The sequence below is a fragment of the Dermabacter sp. HMSC08H10 genome, assembly GCF_001807585.1.
Taxonomy (GTDB): domain Bacteria; phylum Actinomycetota; class Actinomycetes; order Actinomycetales; family Dermabacteraceae; genus Dermabacter; species Dermabacter hominis.
In genome coordinates this window covers 145,033-162,941 of the sequence record NZ_KV789429.1, presented here as the reverse complement: position 1 = coordinate 162,941, position 17,909 = coordinate 145,033, and the positions used below count along the sequence as shown (strand labels likewise).

The 17,909-nt window shown below is 62.5% G+C and carries 16 protein-coding genes; 10 read left to right on the top strand and 6 right to left on the bottom strand.

The genetic code is table 11. From position 1 onward, the window contains the following. The 5 genes from HMPREF3176_RS08870 (at nt 1) to HMPREF3176_RS08850 (ending at nt 6,580) form a co-directional block, all read left to right on the top strand. Nucleotides 1-756, top strand: a complete 756-nt coding sequence (locus HMPREF3176_RS08870; protein WP_141742411.1) for a hypothetical protein — start codon at nt 1-3, stop codon at nt 754-756. A gap of 103 nt (nt 757-859) precedes the next feature. Continuing rightward, on the top strand, nt 860-3,388 hold the full coding sequence (gene glgP / locus HMPREF3176_RS08865; protein WP_070459869.1) for an alpha-glucan family phosphorylase: 2,529 nt from the start codon (nt 860-862) through the stop codon (nt 3,386-3,388). 92 nt (nt 3,389-3,480) lie between these two features. Continuing rightward, a complete protein-coding gene (locus HMPREF3176_RS08860; protein WP_016664217.1) occupies nt 3,481-4,347 on the top strand; it encodes a carbohydrate ABC transporter permease in 867 nt (288 codons plus the stop codon). Between the two features lie 11 nt (nt 4,348-4,358). After that, nucleotides 4,359-5,189 carry a carbohydrate ABC transporter permease gene (locus tag HMPREF3176_RS08855; protein ID WP_070459866.1) on the top strand — a complete coding sequence of 277 codons (831 nt, stop codon included), beginning with the start codon at nt 4,359-4,361 and terminating at the stop codon, nt 5,187-5,189. Between the two features lie 98 nt (nt 5,190-5,287). Further along, complete coding sequence (locus HMPREF3176_RS08850; RefSeq protein WP_070459863.1) at nt 5,288-6,580, top strand: ABC transporter substrate-binding protein; 1,293 nt, start codon at nt 5,288-5,290, stop codon at nt 6,578-6,580. 10 nt (nt 6,581-6,590) lie between these two features. On the opposite strand, the gene HMPREF3176_RS08845 is transcribed toward HMPREF3176_RS08850, so the two are convergent. Beyond that, nucleotides 6,591-7,499 (bottom strand): NAD-dependent epimerase/dehydratase family protein, encoded by a 909-nt coding sequence (locus HMPREF3176_RS08845; RefSeq protein WP_070435274.1) that lies wholly within the window; start codon nt 7,497-7,499, stop codon nt 6,591-6,593. A gap of 120 nt (nt 7,500-7,619) precedes the next feature. On the opposite strand from HMPREF3176_RS08845, the gene HMPREF3176_RS08840 reads away from it, so the two are divergent. Next, nucleotides 7,620-8,393, top strand: a complete 774-nt coding sequence (locus tag HMPREF3176_RS08840) for a TetR/AcrR family transcriptional regulator (protein WP_070435275.1) — start codon at nt 7,620-7,622, stop codon at nt 8,391-8,393. Here HMPREF3176_RS08840 and HMPREF3176_RS08835 read toward each other — a convergent pair. The 3 genes from HMPREF3176_RS08835 to HMPREF3176_RS08825 are packed head-to-tail and all read right to left on the bottom strand — an operon-like array spanning nt 8,390 to nt 11,308. Next, entirely contained in the window at nt 8,390-9,322 is a 933-nt protein-coding gene (locus HMPREF3176_RS08835; RefSeq protein WP_070435276.1) for an SMP-30/gluconolactonase/LRE family protein, read from the bottom strand. The genes HMPREF3176_RS08840 and HMPREF3176_RS08835 overlap by 4 nt on opposite strands. Next, nucleotides 9,303-10,208 carry an acyl-CoA thioesterase gene (locus tag HMPREF3176_RS08830; protein WP_070435277.1) on the bottom strand — a complete coding sequence of 302 codons (906 nt, stop codon included), beginning with the start codon at nt 10,206-10,208 and terminating at the stop codon, nt 9,303-9,305. The genes HMPREF3176_RS08835 and HMPREF3176_RS08830 overlap by 20 nt, the downstream gene beginning before the upstream one ends. Nucleotides 10,209-10,243: 35 nt before the next feature. Continuing rightward, nucleotides 10,244-11,308 carry a D-2-hydroxyacid dehydrogenase gene (locus HMPREF3176_RS08825; protein ID WP_016664222.1) on the bottom strand — a complete coding sequence of 355 codons (1,065 nt, stop codon included), beginning with the start codon at nt 11,306-11,308 and terminating at the stop codon, nt 10,244-10,246. Nucleotides 11,309-11,407: 99 nt separating this feature from the next. On the opposite strand from HMPREF3176_RS08825, the gene HMPREF3176_RS08820 reads away from it, so the two are divergent. The 4 genes from HMPREF3176_RS08820 (at nt 11,408) to HMPREF3176_RS08805 (ending at nt 14,269) form a co-directional block, all read left to right on the top strand. After that, nucleotides 11,408-11,926 (top strand): gluconokinase, encoded by a 519-nt coding sequence (locus HMPREF3176_RS08820; RefSeq protein ID WP_016664223.1) that lies wholly within the window; start codon nt 11,408-11,410, stop codon nt 11,924-11,926. A 45-nt stretch (nt 11,927-11,971) separates the two neighbouring features. Next, complete coding sequence (locus HMPREF3176_RS08815; protein ID WP_016664224.1) at nt 11,972-12,292, top strand: putative quinol monooxygenase; 321 nt, start codon at nt 11,972-11,974, stop codon at nt 12,290-12,292. A 106-nt stretch (nt 12,293-12,398) separates the two neighbouring features. Beyond that, nucleotides 12,399-13,775 (top strand): sodium/glutamate symporter, encoded by a 1,377-nt coding sequence (locus HMPREF3176_RS08810; RefSeq protein WP_070459861.1) that lies wholly within the window; start codon nt 12,399-12,401, stop codon nt 13,773-13,775. A gap of 14 nt (nt 13,776-13,789) precedes the next feature. After that, nucleotides 13,790-14,269: an acyl-CoA thioesterase gene (locus tag HMPREF3176_RS08805; protein WP_070459859.1), complete on the top strand. Its 480-nt coding sequence runs from the start codon at nt 13,790-13,792 to the stop codon at nt 14,267-14,269. A 9-nt stretch (nt 14,270-14,278) separates the two neighbouring features. Here the strand turns inward: HMPREF3176_RS08805 and HMPREF3176_RS08800 are convergent, their stop codons facing one another. Continuing rightward, on the bottom strand, nt 14,279-15,205 hold the full coding sequence (locus HMPREF3176_RS08800) for a mechanosensitive ion channel family protein (RefSeq protein WP_070435280.1): 927 nt from the start codon (nt 15,203-15,205) through the stop codon (nt 14,279-14,281). A gap of 116 nt (nt 15,206-15,321) precedes the next feature. Beyond that, nucleotides 15,322-17,877 carry an aminopeptidase N gene (gene pepN, locus HMPREF3176_RS08795; RefSeq protein ID WP_070459856.1) on the bottom strand — a complete coding sequence of 852 codons (2,556 nt, stop codon included), beginning with the start codon at nt 17,875-17,877 and terminating at the stop codon, nt 15,322-15,324. Between the last annotated feature and the right edge of the window lie 32 nt (nt 17,878-17,909).

Below are 17,909 nucleotides of genomic sequence, written 5' to 3'. Positions count from 1 at the left end.
ATGGCAACGCTCGCAGGCATTGCGGTGGCGCTCGCGTTCTGCGGCCTTGGGTCCCTCGTCGCGCCTCTCAAACCGATTGCTTTTGTGGGGGTATGGATGGCTGCGGGCCTGTTGGTCGCTGCGACCGGCTTAGTGCTTGCGGGGTATTTCTACGTCAGCATGGTGGGGCGTGAAGCTCCGGTCACTCGCACGTGGCCCGTCGGTGGGCTCGCCCTTTTGGCAGGGAAGCTCGTGAGCGGCGTGCTCGCTCTATTCGTATCGGTCGTGGGGACGCTCGTGATGGTGACTCTTACATTCGCGTGTCTTGCGCCCGAAGGAGGCCCCGCTCTCAGTGATCTCATGACCGGAGTCGGGCAGTTATTCCGCGAGCATCCGGTGGTGTTGACGTGCGGGCTTCTATGGATTGCGCTTGGGGTCGTGTCGTTCCTCGTCTACGTGTATTTCGCAGTGCTTGCGGGAAGCAAAGGGTTCTTGGGCAGGCTTGGAGTCGCGGGGCCCGTGATTGTCGCGGTGTTCATGTGGGCCGTGGTATCGCAACTTATGGGCGTGGTGTCCATCCTCATTCCCCTGTCGTTTAATGTCGACTCGTGGTCTATTGAGACGGTGAGCATCCTCAGCTCGATTATCAACGCTGTGAATACAGACGCGGAGGTTCCGCTGTTCCCAATCGCACTTCCTGTTCTTCAAAGCCTCGTCACACTCGCGCTTCTCTTCTGGTGTGCGTGGGACTGTTCGAAAGTTCGCGATATCCAGTAGCGATCGCCTAGGTCGGGCCCGCCGCTAACCTCAAGCAAACTCCGCAAGAACTTTTCATGCGGAACGTGCATGGTGAGCGGCGGGCTCGGCTACCTTAAGGGGTATGAAGGCACTTCGTACTCTTTCCGTGACGTCAGAACTCCCCGCCGAGCTCGAGGGGCTCCGCACCCTCGCCTACAACCTTCGGTGGACCTGGAACGCCGAAACCCGCGACCTTTTCGAGGCGCTCGATCCGCGTGCGTACGAGGAGAGCAACCGCAATCCCGTTGTGCAACTCGGGATGGTGCCCGCGCGCCGCTACAGCGAGGTTGCGGCTGATCCGAAGTTCCGCTCGGCCCTCGAGGACTGCCTCGAAGATCTCGACACTTACATGACGAGCGAGCGCTGGTTCCAGAAAGAGGTGCCGGCCGCTCCGGCAATCGCGTACTTCTCGATGGAGTTCGGCATCACCCCGACCCTCCCGATCTACTCGGGTGGTCTCGGCATCCTCGCCGGTGACCACCTAAAGTCCGCCTCGGATCTCGGCGTCGACCTCATCGGCGTGGGTCTGCTTTATCAGTGGGGCTACTTCTCCCAGTCGCTCAACCGCGAAGGTTGGCAGCAGGAAAACTACAAGCAGAACGTCACTGAGGATCTCGCGGTCGTGCCCGTGACGGATGCCGACGGTGACCAGGTGTGCGTGAATGTCACGTTCCCCGGCGAACGGATCATCACGATCGCTCTGTGGAAGGCCCAGGTGGGGCGCATCTCGCTGCTTCTCCTCGATACGAATGTTGAAGGCAACGACGAAGGTGCCCGTCAGATCACCGATCGCCTTTACGGTGGCGATCACTTCCACCGTATTGAACAGGAGATCGTGCTCGGCATCGGAGGCGTGCGAGCCGTCGAGCGATTTGCTGAGCTTGAGGGGCGCCGCGAGCGAGACGTCTTCCACCTCAACGAGGGGCACGCGGGCTTCCTCGGCCTCGAACGCATCGGCCAGCTCATGGGTAAGGGCCTGAGTTTTGATGCGGCGCTCACGAAGACCCGCGCGGGCTCGGTCTTTACCACTCACCCCCCCGTTCCTGCCGGTATCGATCGTTTCGATGCGGGCCAGCTGCGTCACTTCCTCGACGCGGACGGCAATGGCATTTCACGCCTCGTCCCGAACCTGCCGGTGGAGGCTGCGCTCGCACTCGGTGTCGAGGATGGCGGGCAGATCTTCAACATGGCGCACATGGGGTTCCGCCTCTCGCAGCGGTCGAATGGCGTTGCGAAGCTCCACGGCGAGACGAGCCGCCGCATGTTCAAGGACCTTTACCCGGGCTTCGACGAGGCGGAGGTGCCGATCACCTCGATTACGAACGGCGTGCACCGCCGCACGTGGATCTCGCGTCCCATGGATGCGCTGTACAAGAGCGTGTTCGGCGATATTGACCTGTCGGCGCGCAGCGACTGGTCGCAGCTTGGGACCTTGAGTGACGAGGCGCTTCTCGATGTCCGAAATACGCTGCGCGCGAATCTTGTCGAGCGTGCGCGCGAGGATGTACGCCGTTCGTGGGTGCGCCGTGGTGCGCACCCGGGCGAGCTTGGCTGGGTTGATTCGGTGCTCGACCCGAACGTGCTTACGATCGGCTTTGCGCGTCGCGTCTCAACCTACAAGCGCCTCACGCTCATGTTGAGCCAGCCGGAGCGCTTGCGGGACATCCTCCTCAACGAGGAGCGGCCCGTGCAGATCGTCGTGGCTGGCAAGGCGCACCCCGCGGATTACCCCGGCAAGGAGTTCATGCAGCGCCTCGTGCAGTTCGCGGACGATCACGGCGTGCGCCACCGCATCGTGTTCCTCGCGGACTACGACATTCGCATGGCGCAGTACCTCGTGTCCGGCTCGGACGTGTGGCTCAACAACCCAATTCGCCCGGAGGAGGCCTCGGGCACCTCGGGCATGAAGGTTGCGCTCAACGGCGGTCTCACGTTCTCGACCTCCGACGGTTGGTGGGATGAAATGGCCACCGACGACGCCGGCTGGACGATCGAAACCGTCGACATCGAGGACCGCGCCGAGCGCGACCGCCTCGAGGCGGAGAGCCTCTACAACATTCTCGAGAACCGCATCGTTCCGCTGTTCTACGACAGGGATGAGAGCGGCGTTCCGGCGAAGTGGTTGCAGATGGTGCGCAATTCCCTCGTGGAAATCGCGCCGAAGGTGACCGCGACTCGCATGGTGCGCGATTACGTCGAGCAGCTGTATGCGCCGGCTTCGCAGTCGGTTGCGCTGTTTGCGAACGATGAGGGTCTTTCTCACGAGTTCGCCGAGTACAAGCAGCGGCTTGCACAGGGCTGGGGCGGCGTGAGTGTTCACGACGTCGAGGATTCGGTTAACGGTGATGTTCTCGCCGTGAGCGCGAGTGTTGAGCTCGGGGAGATCCATGCCGACGACGTCCAGGTCCAACTTGTCGTGGGCTCCGCGAACGAGGACGGCGAGCTTGAGGATCCCATCACCGTGGCGATGACGCAGGGCGTGGATGGCCGCTATGCGGCCGAGCACCCGCTCGAAACCCTCGGGTCGGTGGGCTACACCGTGCGTGTCGTGCCGTCGCATCGCGTTCTTGCTCACACCGCTGAGCTTGGCCTAGTGCGCGTCGCACAGTGAATGGGGGGTACGCTGGCATAGCTTGTCGTTAGGTCGGGCATAAGTATCGACCTCAAGGTGTCAGAGAGTATCGGGTGGAAGGAGTCGATCGGATGATGCGGCTTCGCCACCCGATTCTTTCGTGGCTCTTCGTGTTGCCCGCGGCGATAGGTGTGTTTGCCTTTATTCTCTTGCCGGTCGTTGTGGCCTTCGGGCTTTCACTGACGAACTGGGAGATCGTTGGCTCGCACGACTTCATCGGTCTCAAGAACTACGAGATCCTGTTCACGGGTGACGCCCTGTGGAACTCCTTGTTTGTCACGCTCCTTTTCACCCTCATGAGCGTGCCTCTCGGGATCGCGCTCGGACTGCTGCTCGCGATCCAGCTCAATAAGATGTTCCCCGGGTCAACCCTGTTCCGGGTGATCGTCGTGATCCCGTGGGTGTGCGCGCCGGTTGCGATCGGCGTCGTGTGGAAGTGGATCTACCAGCCCACCTACGGCGCCCTGAACGCGCTGCTTGGAACTCGAATCGAATGGTTGAGTTCGCACACGCTCGCCCTTCCTGCCGTGGCGTTCGTTGCGGTGTGGCAGGCCGTCGGATATAACGCGCTGTTCTACCAGGCCGGGCTCCAGAAGATCCCGCCGTCGATTTACGAAGCCGCTGAGCTCGACGGTGCGGGCAGCATCCGGAGGTTTTTCGCGATTACGCTGCCCCTTTTGAATCCCACGACGTTCTTCGTGGCGCTCACGCAGATGGTTGCGAGCTTCCAGGTGTTCGACACCGTGTATTCGCTGACCGGGGGAGGGCCCGGCGATAGCACCCAGGTCATTGCCTCGCTCATCTACAACGAGGCGTTTGGTGCGGGTCGGCTTGGGCGGGCTGGGGCCGTTGCCGTGATCCTCTTCGTCATCCTCGCGGCTCTCTCGTTTATTCAGCAGCGGTTCTTTTCGAGCCGCATCACCTACGACATGTCCTGAGGGCGGTGTCTATGAAGAAAAAGTCGGTGCTTTCAGCGGTCGTGGCGTACACGATCCTCATTGTTGCTGCCGTGCTTACACTCGCGCCGTTTTCGCTGTCGATCATGACGGCGCTGCGTGCCCCCGGTGACTTCCTGCGCCAGGGCCCCATTCATCTTCCGGACCCCGCGACGATCGAGAACTTTTCGGCGCTTTTCACGGGGTCCCATAGCTTCGTGACCCCGTTTGCCGTGACGACGCAAATGGTCGCGGTGATCCTTGTGGGGCAGATCGTTTTTTCCATTCTCGCGGCCTACGCGTTTGCGTATCTGCAATTCCCCGGTCGTGACGTGCTGTTTTGGGCGTTTATTGCGACCTTGCTTGTTCCGCAGGTCGTGGTTGTCGTGCCTCTTTTCCTCGCCTTCCAGCAGATGGGGCTGCGCAATACCTTCTGGGCGCTCGTGTTGCCGTTCGTGTTTGGTAGCCCCTACGCCGTGTTCTTGCTCCGTGAAAATTTCCGGAGCGTGCCTCAAGAGCTGCTGGATGCGATGCGCGTTGACGGCGCGGGGCATCTGCGGATGATTCGCAGCCTCGTGGTGCCCCTCAACCGTCCGATCATCGTGACGCTCATCGTGATCACCGTGGTGACCCACTGGAACTCCTTCATGTGGCCGCTCATCATCACGACGGGGGACACGTGGCAGACCCTTACGGTTGCGACCTCGGCACTCAGTACTCAATACAACAACAATTGGACGATGGTCATGGCGGCAACGACGCTCGCGATGATTCCGCTCATCCTCCTGTATCTCGTGTTCCAGAAGCAGGTAGCGCAGTCGATCAGTGGAACCGAACTGCGATAAACATCGCTTATGGCATCCATAAATATCCGGTATGCTCTTGCGTTAACAATGTGCAGGGCACGAGGGTGCCCGCACGACCGTTGAAGAAAGGCCATCACATGGTTTCACGTCGCACAGTTCTCTCCGGTGGACTCGTAGCCTCCGCGGCCGCGGCACTCGCCGCGTGCTCGCCGTCAGATTCGGGCTCGTCCGCGAAGAAGGGCTCGGGTTCCGACGCCGGGGCGCTTAAGTTCCGCATTTGGGATAGCACGGCGAAGGCGGCATACGAGGAGTCGCTCAAGAAGTTCACCGAGGAATCAGGGATCAAGGTCGAGGTCGAGGTTGTTCCGTGGGACGACTACTGGACGAAGTTGCCTCTCGATCTCTCTGACGGCGCTTCGGATAGCGCCCCCGATGTGTTCTGGCTGAACTCCGCGAGCTTCACTCAGTTCCAGCAGGCCGGAGCGCTCGTCGATATTTCGGAGAAGCTCGGCGGGTCCGTGAAGGACTGGGAGAAGGCTGTCGTTGACCTGTACACCCGCGACGGCTCGCTGTGGGGTGTTCCGCAGGTCTGGGACTCGATCGCCCTCTTCTATAACAAGAACCTCACCGACGCCGCTGGCGTGGACCCCACGACTCTCGCCTTCGATCCCACTGCTGGCTCGGATGCCCTTCGCGATGCCGCCACTGCGCTCACGAAGGATGGCGTGTTCGGTTTCAATGCGGCGTGCGATCGCCAGTCCATCATTGGCCCCTTCCTGAGCTCGAACGGTGCCGAGTGGCAGGATGCCAACGATATGTACGCATTCGATTCAGAGCAGGGCGTCCAGGTGTTCTCCTACCTCGCTGCGCTCGTCAACGAACTCAAGGTTGCGCCTTCGGCCGCTGACACCAATACGAACGGCGATTTCGCGCGCGACCTGTTTATCCAGGGCAAGCTCGGCCTCTTCCAGAGCGGCCCGTTTAGCCTCAAGACGATCCACGATTCAGTTGACGGCGCCTTCGAGTGGGCTATCGCCCCCATGGTGGCAGGCCCGAAGGGGGCGAAGTCGCTCGTGCACGGCGTGGTTGCCGCGGGTAACGCGAAGCGCGAGGACCAGGAGTCGGTTGTGAAGCTTCTCGAATGGCTCGGCTCGAAGGAGGGGCAGCTGCCCCTGGGTGAGCAGGGAATTTCGTTCCCCGGCCACGTGGATGCGCAGCAGTCCTTCGTGGACTTCTGGAAAGAGCAGGGCGTCGACGTCGAGCAGTTCATCGAAGCGGCGAAGAATCCCGGCCCCGCGGATACCGGCGCAAAGTCCCTCGCCGGCCTTAATGCCGTAATGCCCGTCTTCCAGGAGATCTTCGCGGGCAATCTCTCCGCCGAGGAAGGTGTCAAGAAGGCCCAGGAAGAGGGTAATGCCGCGATGGCGTGAGCCCCGCGGTTTAGGCGAAAATTGCCTCGCTCCACCTCGTTGACTCGAGGCCGTGCTCTTCGGTGAGCGCTCCGGGTGCGAGGCGTGATGGCGAGTCCCACAGATAGCGTTGCTGAGAAAGCGAACGGAGTGTGGGGCTCGCCATCCCCGTTAAAGAGAGTGTGCAGGCCGGGATTGTGTGAATCTTCGGAGCGCTCACGTTTGCGCGGGTGGAGACGATGCGCGCCAGTTCGCGGAAGGTGACCGGTGTGGGGGAGGGGGCGTTGAGTATAGCGCTCGAGTTGCCCGCGAATACGCGCGTGTGCTCTCGGGCCACGTGGATCATGGCGTCGGCGAGGTCCGATACGAACGTCATGGCGTGAGGGGTGTCGGGGCCTCCGAGAGCCCAGCATGTTTTTCCCGTGAGGGTGGGGTTGACGATGCTCATCGTGGGCACCGACGCCTTTGCGGAGGCGCCTTTTCCCACGAGGTCGGCGGCAACGACACTCGCGGTGTGCGCCGCATGTGCCGCGCGAGCTTCGAGGAGCTCGGCGCGCACGTCCCCGAGGGGAGAGCACGGGTGTATCGGCGCTCCCTCGTGCAGGTCGTGCGCCTGTGCCCCGAATGCGTAGACGGATTCGGGGAAGATAACGGGGATGCCAAGGCCTTCGGCGACGTCCATGACCGCTTGCTCGCGGTGGGGCAGTTCCTCTCGCCAGGCCTTTGCGGTGTAGGGCGCGTGGATGCAGTGCATGATCGCGTCCGCGCCGCGCGCCTCGCGTTCGAGTAGAGCGCGCTTGCCTGCGTCGCCCGCAATGACGCGCACCCCTTCGATTGGGTGTGCGCTGCGCCGGATAACTGTCACGTCGTCACCCGTTGCGCGCAGTGACCTGACGATTGCGTTGCCGATTTGCCCGGCCCCCGTGACGAGAATCTTCAAAACAGCCCTCCAAAATGTGATCAGTGCTCTCGTTTAAGGAATATAGGCGTTCGCACCCTTAAAAACAAGAGCACCGCTCTCGCTGTCGATTTCGAGCCTGTGAAATGCGAGGATGGACGCATGAGTGAACGCCGAAGCCGCGCCGAGAATCGGCGGCGCATGGAAACTGAAATCTTGCGCCTTGCCAGGCAGCAGCTCGAGGAAAAGGGCCCCGCAGACCTCTCATTGCGGGAAATTGCCCGAGATATGTCGGTCGCGTCATCGGCCCTGTACAGATACGTGCGCGACCGCGATGAGCTGCTCACGCTCCTCGTCATCGACGCCTACACCGACCTTGCTGATGCTGTTGACGACGCCTTGGGTCTGGACCCAAAAGAGCGGTGTGGCGCAGAAAGCCCCGAGGGCCTCGGAACGTTCGCGCGCGCCATGCGCTCATGGGCGCTCGCAAACACAACGCGATGGGGTCTCGTCTACGGCACCCCCGTTCCCGGCTACGCCGCGCCAGCCGATCAAACTGTCGCACCGGGCACGCGTCTACTCGCCCGTCTCGCGCACATCGTCGCTGCCGGCAACCTTATCGGCGCCGATCCCAGCGGCCCCTATGCCGCGTTCCTCGAGGGCGGGTTGGAGGACGTGTTCGGGACCAGTGACCGGAGCGATCTCGACAACGTGGGAGCAGAGGCAGCAAAAGCCTGCGCAATAAACCGCGACGAGGCCACGAGATGCGCGGCGACCACGATCGACCTCTGGTGCGCGCTACTCGGCACGATCAGCGCCGAGGTTTTCGGCCAGCTCGGTCCCGGCCTCGACAAAGTAGGCGGAGAGATTCTCGAGCGGCTCGTCGAATCGTGGACCGCGACGCTCTTCCCCGAGACGGTAAAGGGTGGTCGCTAGGCGAAACTCCACGGCTCGCGGGTGTTCGTGCGGAGCCGGTAAAGGCTCGTGGTGGCCGTGATGAAGAGGTCCTGGCCGTCCTCCCCGCCGAAGCAGAGATTAGACACAACCTCTGGAACGGGCGCGTGGGCGATCAGAGAGCCGTCGGAATCGAACACGCTCACCCCGTCCCCGCCGGAGGACCACACCCGGTCCTCTTCGTCGACGGTGATGCCATCGGGAACCCCGGCCGCGGGGCAGGCAAACGGACGCCCGCTGCCCTTGACGACCGCGTTGTCAGCGTCGAGGTCGAAGGCCCAAATATGGTGACGGCCCGCGCTATCCGTGACGGATTCGGGGGCGTTCTCCTCGGGTTTATCGGGGTTATCGGCGGTGTTCGTGACGTACAGGCGTTTACCGTCGCGGCTGAAAGCGATGCCATTCGGGCGGCTCAGTTCGGTCACAACGGCCTCGAGGTCGCCGTGATGATCAAGCTTGAACACATACGCGCGTCCGTACTCCATCTCGCCCGGCTGCCCCTGGCCCTCGCTGAGGATCCCGTAGGGAGGGTCGGTGAACCAGATCGTGTGCTCGATCGGGTGCACGGCAACGTCGTTCGGGGAGTTGAGGCGCCCGCCTTCGAAGAAGTCGATGAGCATTTCCGCGTCCATGAACGGCACGAGCGGCGCCTTATCGAGCGAGCGGGTCCCGTGGTTGCATTCGACGACTCCCAGATCGGGGTGGTGAGCGCGGCCATTGGCGTAGTTGACGCCGCTTTTCCACACGAGCGTTTCGCCGGTTGCGGGGTCGAGCTGGATGATGCGGTTGTTCGGGATGTCGCTAAAGCGCACGACCTTCTCGAGGGGGTACCACAGAGGGCCCTCGGCCCAGGCCGCGCCGGTTGCGACCTTCTCGACGCGGGCGCTCGGGTCAAACGGCGGGGTGGTCACTGTCCTTCACCTCCGTGCGGATGCGGAACATGCCCTCTTGGTTCACGGTCGCGACGAGCGAGCCTTCGCGTGTGTAAATCTGACCAACGCTGAGCGAGCGGCCGCCGGTCGCGGCAGGGGAGCGCTGCACATACAGCAGCCAGTCGTCGACGTTGACATCCGAGTGGAACCACATCGAATGGTTGAGAGTGGCGACGCGCAGGCCGGGCGTGAGCCACGTGAGGCCCTGGCGGCGGATGGTCGGCTCGAAGGGAGTGTAGTCGCTCGCATACGTCAGGACCGCTTCATGGGTGAGCGGATCGCGCGTGTCGATCGGGGTGAGAGCGCGCATCCACACGGCCTGTTCGGCGCGCTTTTCAGGGTCCGGAGTGAAGTACAAAGAGCCGGTCGCGTTTCGAATGTCCACGGGGCGCTGGTACGCCATGAACTGCGCGAGCGGGTGGTCTACCCGGCCCAGTTCGTCGCGTGTGCTCGGGAGAGTGTCGGGGGAGTGGTCCGACGCCACCTCGTCCACGTGGTGCACTCCTTCTTGGCGTTCCTGGAACGAGCCATTCATCGTGAGGACGAGGTTTCCGCGCTGCGTGACCTCGAGTGCGCGGGTGGAGAACGACCCGCCATCTCGGAGCGTGCGTACGGTGAAGGTCAGCGGCTCACTCGCGCGAGCGGGCTCGAGGAACGATGCGTAGGTCGAGTGCACACGGCGCCCCTCCGGCACGGTGCGCGCCATTGCGATCAGGGCCTGCGCCATCATCTGCCCGCCAAACACGTGCCCGCCCGGCTGGGGGAGCGAAGTCCCCTCAAATGTTTGCTCGGGCCCATCGATTTTCCGAAGCTCGAAAAGATCGAGGAGGCTGCGGGTCACGGCTGCTGGCTCAGGAATCGACATGCGCCCATCTTAACGAAGGGCGCATGAACGCCTTCCTAATAAAAGTTGAGGGTATCGACAACATTTGTGAGGGGTGTGCCGTCGAGGAGCGCCGTCGCGTTGCGTGCCACGATCGCCGCGATGCGCATCCCCTCCTGCGCGCTCAGGGCTGCCGAGTGTGGGCTGAGGAGAACCTTTTCGTGATCCCAAAGTGGGTGCTCGTGAGGGAGGGGCTCGCGCTCCACCACGTCGAGTGCAGCGAAATCGACGGTGCCGTCGTCGAGGGCATCGAGAAGCGCAGCCTCGTCAATCACGCTTCCCCTGCCGACATTTGTGAGGATCATGCCCTTCTTCATCGAAGAAAACGCCTGCCGATCGAGCATGTGGCGAGTCTCGTCCGTGCCGGGAAGCGTCACCACGACGGCGTCGACCCTCGACAGCGCGTCGTGAAGGTCAGCGAGCGGCACGATGCGGTCCACGTTCTCGACAGCGCGGCCCGAGCGCGAGGTTCCCCAGACCTCGGTGCCGAAAGCCTTGAGCCGGGAGGCGACAGCCTTGCCGATACCGCCAAGACCGAGCACGAGAACCGTCATTTCATCGAGGTGGCGAGGGTGTACGCGAATGGTTGGCCACACGTGCGCACGTTGATCATCTTCGAGGCCACGAAGGTTCTTCGCCCCAGCGAGTAGTCCAAAGATTGCGAACTCCGCAAGGGTGCTGCCGTGCACGCCCGCCGAGGTTGTAAACGTGACGCGTTCAAGCGCTTCAGAGCTGAGATGCGCAGCTTTCACCTGTGCTCCGCCGCCCGCAGCCATCGTGTGAACCCAGCGGAGCCGAGGGTTGCTTCGCACGAGCTCTGCGAGCTTCGCGGGGCTATCGTCAGGAAGGCCCACGACGGCATCGGCGCTTTCGAGGATCTCCTGATACGCCCGCTCGTCTGCATCAGAGCGCGTGAAAGCCGGATCGCCCACCCAGTCGGAGTCGTACCGGCGCGGACGCGCAAGAGCTCCGGTGCGAACGAGCCTCACGCGAGGTTCGCGCTCGCGGATCAACGCGCATTCGTCTTCGGGGAGGTCGACGGCGATGGCGAGGGTCAGGCGCTGGTCGTTCGAGCGTGGCATGAGGTCTCCTTTCGCTCCTTCAATCCTAGGGGGAACGCACTGGTGAATCCTCTACAGTGGTGGGGAAAACTAGCGCCGCACACCAAAAGGAGACTTGTCGTGAGCCAGACCCCGCTCATCATCATGGGCGTGCAGGGCACGGGAAAATCCACCGTCGGAAAGGCCCTCGCTGACCGTCTAGGGCTGACGTTCATCGACGGCGACGATCTTCACCCAGCGGCCAATAAAGCCAAAATGGCTTCGGGAACTCCGCTCACCGACCAGGACCGCGCTCCATGGCTGGACGCGATCGGCGAGACCATCGCGCGTGAGCGCGCGAAAGGCGTCACGTGCGCGATCGTGTGCTCCGCGCTTAAACGCCGCTACCGCGATCAGCTGCGCTCCTTCGCACCGGATCTCCAATTCGTGCACCTTGCGGGAAGTCGAGAACTCATCGCTGGGCGCATCGCGCACCGTCACCACGAGTACATGCCCGCTTCGCTTCTTGATTCCCAGTTCGCGACTCTCGAACAGCTTGACGACGACGAAGCTGGCATCATCGCGAGCATAGAACAGCCCGCGAAGGACGTCGTCGAGAACATCATCACCGGCCTCAATGACGGCACTCGCACCTGCTAGGCGCGCGGCAAGGATCTATGCAGGGTCAAAAGCTAGGTTGGCGCCATGATTTTCATTAACGTGAAATACCAGGTCAAGCCCGAAGAGACCGCCACCTTCCTCGAGAAACTTGCGGATTACACGAACGCGTGCCGCGCGGAGGAAGGTTGCCTCTTCTTCGAGTGGTACCGCAGCACGGAGCGCGAAAACGAATTCCTCCTTGTCGAGATGTACCGTGACGCCGAGGCCGGAGAGAAGCACGTCAACGCCCCGCACTTCCAGGCCGGCCTGGATGCCATGCGCCCGCTCATCTCTGAAACTCCCGAGATCATCTCGAAGGACATCGAAGGTGAAGGCTGGGGTCCCATGGGTGAACTCGCGGATTAAGTCCCAACCGGTGCCACCTCTCACGTGAACGTGACTCACCAGCCCTTTCCCGTGGTACCGTGACTCGTTTGCAAATATTCGCGAGATGAGTCAAAGGATGTGAACGATGAGCGCGTGGGACGTCTTTACCGACCTCGGCTGGATGGGCCTTCTGATCCTCATCGGTGTGCTTTTGCGCGCCTGGGTCAAGCCGATTCAGTCTCTCTTCTTGCCCGCCGGCCTGATCGCCGGGCTTCTCGGCCTTATTCTCGGCCCCAACGTCTTGAACATCATCCCGTTCAGTAGTTCCGTCCCCATCTACTCCTCGATCCTGATCGCGGTCGTATTCGCGGCGCTTCCGTTCACCTCGAAAATCGCGGGACTCGGCAACGTGTTTCGTGCTGTTCGCACCATGTGGTCCGTCTCCCAGGCCATCTCGGTTCTCCAATGGGGCTTCGGTCTGATTTTCGCCCTCGGCATTCTCAGTTTGTTCTTCAATGACCTGCCCGACGGCTTCGGCTTGCTCCTCGCAGCCGGCTTCATGGGCGGCCACGGCACGGCAGCCGCGATTGCTGACGGTTTTGGCAACACATGGCCCGAGGCACTTTCCCTCGCGATGACGTCCGCCACGATCGGCATCATCCTGTCCGTCGTGGGCGGAATCGCGATCATCAAGGTCGAATCGATGCGCGGCAACACGGCCTACCTCAAGGACTTCAAGTCGCTTCCGAAGGATCTTCGCACGGGCATCATCGCCGAAGAGAACCGCGAATCGATTGGTGTTTCTCCCGTATCCTCGACGAGCCTGGACCCGATCACCTACCACCTGGGGCTGCTCTTCATGATTGCGGCCTTCGCCTACATGTTCACCTCGTGGGCGAATAGCCAGGTCGAGTGGCTGTCGGTTCCTACCTTCAGCGTCTCGTTCCTCCTCGGGTACGTCGTGCTGTTCGTTCTCAAAGCATTCAAAGCGGAAAACGTCTTCGAAGGGAAAATTTTTGAGCGTGGAAGCGGCATGTCAACCGACCTGCTCGTGGCCTTCGGCGTAGCCTCGATCGATCCGAAGGTCGTGGCCTCCTACTGGCAGCCGCTTCTCATTCTTATCCTCGCGGGCACCTTGTTCGTGCTTGCCTACTACGTGTTCGTCTCCAAGAAACTCTTTGCCGATCACAAGGTTGAGCAAGGCATCTTCACGTGGGGCTGGAACACCGGTACCGCCGGTATGGGCATGGCGCTCCTGCGCATCGTTGATCCCGACATGAAGTCCAAGACGCTCGACTACTACGGCATCGCCTATATCCCGATCGGCTTCGTCGATATCGCGACCATCGCAACGCTCCCGGCTCTAGTCCTCGCGGGCGCCTCGTGGTGGGTAGCGCTTGCCCTCACCCTCGCGGGCGCCATCATCCTCGCGCTCGCATTTAGGCACCGCGAGCCCGCGCCCACGACGAGCATGATTGAAAGCGTCGGCGTGCACGGCACGTTTGACCACAGGGCAGAGTAAGGCTCGTTGGGCTCGTGCCATACCTCGATATTCCCGTACCCGTCAGATGGAGTGACCTCGACGGGTACGGGCACGTTAATAACACCGCGTATCTGCGGCTGCTCGAGGAGGCTCGCACGAGGGCCTTTTGGCAGCCGTCGGACACCGAGCTCGCGAACGGCGCCCCCGCCTACCCAACCGCGCTCACAGAGCTGTCGCCGGGCGGTGCCTTCCACACGCTCGTGGCCGCCCACACGATCGAGTACGCGCGCCAGCTCGGTTACCGCCGGGACGGGGTCATCGTGCGCACGTGGATCTCGAAGCTTGGGGGAGCGTCGCTCGACCTCGACTACGAAATACTCACGGCCGACGAACTGGAGCGGCCCTACGCGATCGCGCGCACGACGATCGTGATTGTCGAGGCCGAAACCGCGAAGGCCGTGCGCATGCCCACACGGCTACGCACGGCCCTCGAGAGCTTCACAAGCGCGCCGCTGACATTCCGGCGCGCGTAGCGCGTTTTTCTACGCCGACTCCTGGAAGCGCGGGAGCGCAAACTCGATGCCCCGCTTATCGAACTCGGCGCGAAGGCGCTTGCGGATCTCGCGCTCCACATCCCACTGCTTGCCGGGGATGGTGTCGGCAGTGATCCGGCGCTGGTAGCGAGCACCGTCGACCGAAAGAATTCCGGTGGCCTGGGGCGCGCCGACAATGAGCTTCGACCACTTTTGATCGGCCTTGAGCGTATCGAACACGGCGTGGATCGCCTCCGTCACCGCAGCATCATCGGCGCTGCTCGCGATATCGAGCATGACGAACGCTGTTCCGAGGCCGCGCGAGTAATTGCCGAGCGAAATAATCTCCCCGTTGCGCACCGTCCACAGGACGCCGTTGAGGCCGCGCACCTGGGTGACGCGCAAATTCACGTTTTCGACGGTTCCCTCGGCGAACTGAAGATCGACGTAATCGCCGACGGCCACCAGATCCTCGAACAGCATGATCACGCCCGCAAGAACGTCCTTGATGAGCGTTTGCGCGCCGATACCGGCGGCCAGGCCGGCAACACCAAGCGAGGCGATGATCGGCGCGATGTTGACGCCCACTTGCGCGAGGATCATGACGAACGCGATCGACCAAATGACGACGCTCGCGACATTCTTCGACGCCGTCGAGAGGGTGTCCGCACGCTGCTTGCGGCGCTCCTCGTGGGCGGCGGCGAGGCCGGCATCGGGGTGCTTCTTCACGACGACGTTGGTCATGCGAGAAATACGCGAACCCGATTGGTACATCGTCTGAAAAATGCGATTGACCAGTATGCCCACTACGAAGCGCACGAGTAGGGCGACCAGAATGATCACGAGGATCGTGACGCCATTGGAGAGTAGCCACTGGCCTATCCGGTCCACGAGCGAGAAAGCCTCTTGGGTCGTGGTTTCTGCCAAAAAGTTCATGCCCCCACCGTAGGAGGGAAACCTTGAGACGGGCATGAAAAGGCGGCCCCACCGATGGTGAGGCCGCCCACGGTTTCCGACGGTGGCCGCGCCCTCAGCGCAGCCTCCTCAGCGGACTACTTGTCGGCGTTTTGGACGCGCACCGCACGCGCGACGGAGTCGCGACCCTCGAGGACGGGGCGGCGCATGCCGTAGATCGCGTCTTCATGCGAAGCGAGCCACTCGTCCGCTTTCGCGACGATCTCTTCGCTCGGGTACTGGCCCGGGAAGTAGCCCTGGATAAGACGGTTCGCGATCTCGCTCGAGCGTGACGCCCATGCCTTCTCGATCATCTCGAAGTACGGATCGATGTACGGCGCGCGCAATTCCTCGCTCGCGCGGTTGAAGCCCACGATGGCGCAGGTGAGGTGCTCGTTCGCAAGCGTGTCCTCGCCGACGGTCTTCTTCCACGCTGCTGCCTTCGCCTCGGCAGTGGGGATCGCGGCCTTCGCCGTGAGGGCGCTCTTACGGCCGTTTTGCGTGTCGTCGCTCGCGAGCACCTCGTCGATTCCGGCCTCGTCGATAGCGCCGAGAGCGGCGAGAGCGATGGTGATCTGCCACTTGAGGTCGGTATCGATTTCGCGGTCCGCGAGGGTGAGAGATCCTTCGAACAGACCCTTGACCGTGTCGAGGTCGTCCTTGCCGGCAAACTGCAGATACGACTCGAGGAATTGGAGCTGCTGATCGCTGCCACCGTCGGCCCCCTGCGTGAGCTCCCACAGAGCCGACGCAACCTTCTTCTCGCGCTCAGCGCGATCAGCCGGGGCCGCGTAGCGCGTGCCCACGAGGTCCAGACGCCCGAGGAGCGTGCGCAGAACCGAGGAGTCCTTTTCGCGGTCGATGTTCTTCAGGAGAAGATCGAGGTAGCGGCGGCTCGGAAGTTCGGCGTCTCGCGTCATGTCCCACGTGGCGCTCCACACGAGGGTGCGAGCGAGCTCGTCGTCGATATCGCGCAGGTGCTCGAGGGCGAACGCGAGCGAATCGTCGTCGAGGCGGACCTTCGCGTAGGTGAGGTCCTCGTCGTTGATGAGCCACAGGTCGGCCTTCTTGCCCGCGAGATCCGCGATCTCGGTGCGCTCACCGTCGATGTCGGTCTCGACGCTCACGGTGCGGGTCACGACGCCGCCCTCGAGGCTGTAGCCGCCGATCTTGAGTCGGTGCGGGCGGATCGTGGGGTGCTCGCTCGCGGCGGACTGCAGAACTGCGAACGACGCGACGGTGCCGTCGTTATTGCGATCAATCTCGGGGCGGAGCGTGTTCACGCCGGTCGTCTCGAGCCACAGCTTGCTCCACGAGCGAAGGTCGCGGCCGCTCGTGGCCTCGAGCTCGTCGAGCAGATCATTGAGGGTCGTGTTCTGCCACTCGTACTTCTTGAAGTACGCGCGAAGACCCTTAAAGAACGACTCCTCACCGACGTATGCGACGAGCTGGCGCAGAACCGAGGCGCCCTTCGCGTAAGTGATGCCGTCGAAGTTCGTCTCTACCGCGTCGAAGTCCACCATGTCGGCCACGATCGGGTGCGTGGACGGCAGCTGGTCCTGGCTGTAGGCCCAGGCCTTTTCCGAACCAGCGAAGGTCGTCCATGCGTTCGTCCAGCGAGTAGCGCGCGCAGAAGAGAGGGTCGAGGCGAACTCAGCGAAGGACTCGTTGAGCCACAGGTCGTCCCACCACTTCATCGTGACAAGGTCGCCGAACCACATGTGAGCGAGCTCGTGGAGGATCGTGAGGTCGCGGCGTTCGCGGATTGCGTCCGAGACGGCGCTGCGGAACACGTAGCGCTCCACGAACGTCACGGCGCCCGGGTGCTCCATCGCGCCCATGTTGTATTCGGGCACGAAGATCTGGTCGTAGGTCGGGAACGGGTAGTCGTAATCGAAGAGATTCTCGTAGAACTCAAAGCCCTGCTGGGCGATCGAAACGATGTACTCGCCATCGAGGTACGGGGCGAGAGACGCGCGCGCGTAGACACCCGCGGGGATCTCGCGGCCGTTGCGGGAGGTGATCGTGCCGTCGTAGCCCTCGTACTTGCCTGCGATGAGAGCCGTCAGGTAGGTCGAGATCTTCGGTGTTTTTTCGAAAGTCCACGTGGCGATCGGCTGACCGTCGGAATCCTCACCGGCCGGGACGGGCTCGGGGCTCGGGGCGATCGAAATGACGCGCCAGTGGGCGGGAGCGGTGATCGTGAAGGCGAAGGTGGCCTTGAGGTCGGGCTGTTCGAAGTTGGCGTACATGCGGCGGGCATCGGACACCTCGAACTGGGTGTAGAGATACACCTCGTTGTCGACCGGGTCGACCATGCGGTGCAAGCCTTCGCCCGTGTTCATGTAGGCGCCGTTGGCGCGGATGGTAATGACGTTCTCGCCGACCTTGAGCGCGGGAAGCTGGACGCGCGCGCCGTCGAAACGTTCGCCGGGGTTGTCGAGGGTCTCGCCGTTGAGGGTGATCTCGAGGACTTCGGGAGCGATGAGGTCGACGAAGGTTTCGCGAGCCTCGGTGGCGTTGACGTAGATGGTGGATTCCGTGAGGAATGTCTTGGGGCCCTTGGTGAGGTCAAGCTTCACGTCGTAATGGGAGGTGCTGAGGAACGAGGAGCGTTCCTGCGCCTCGGCGCGGGTGAGATTTTCAGAGGTCATTCTCGAATTCTCCTAGGGTTGAGGGGGCCGCA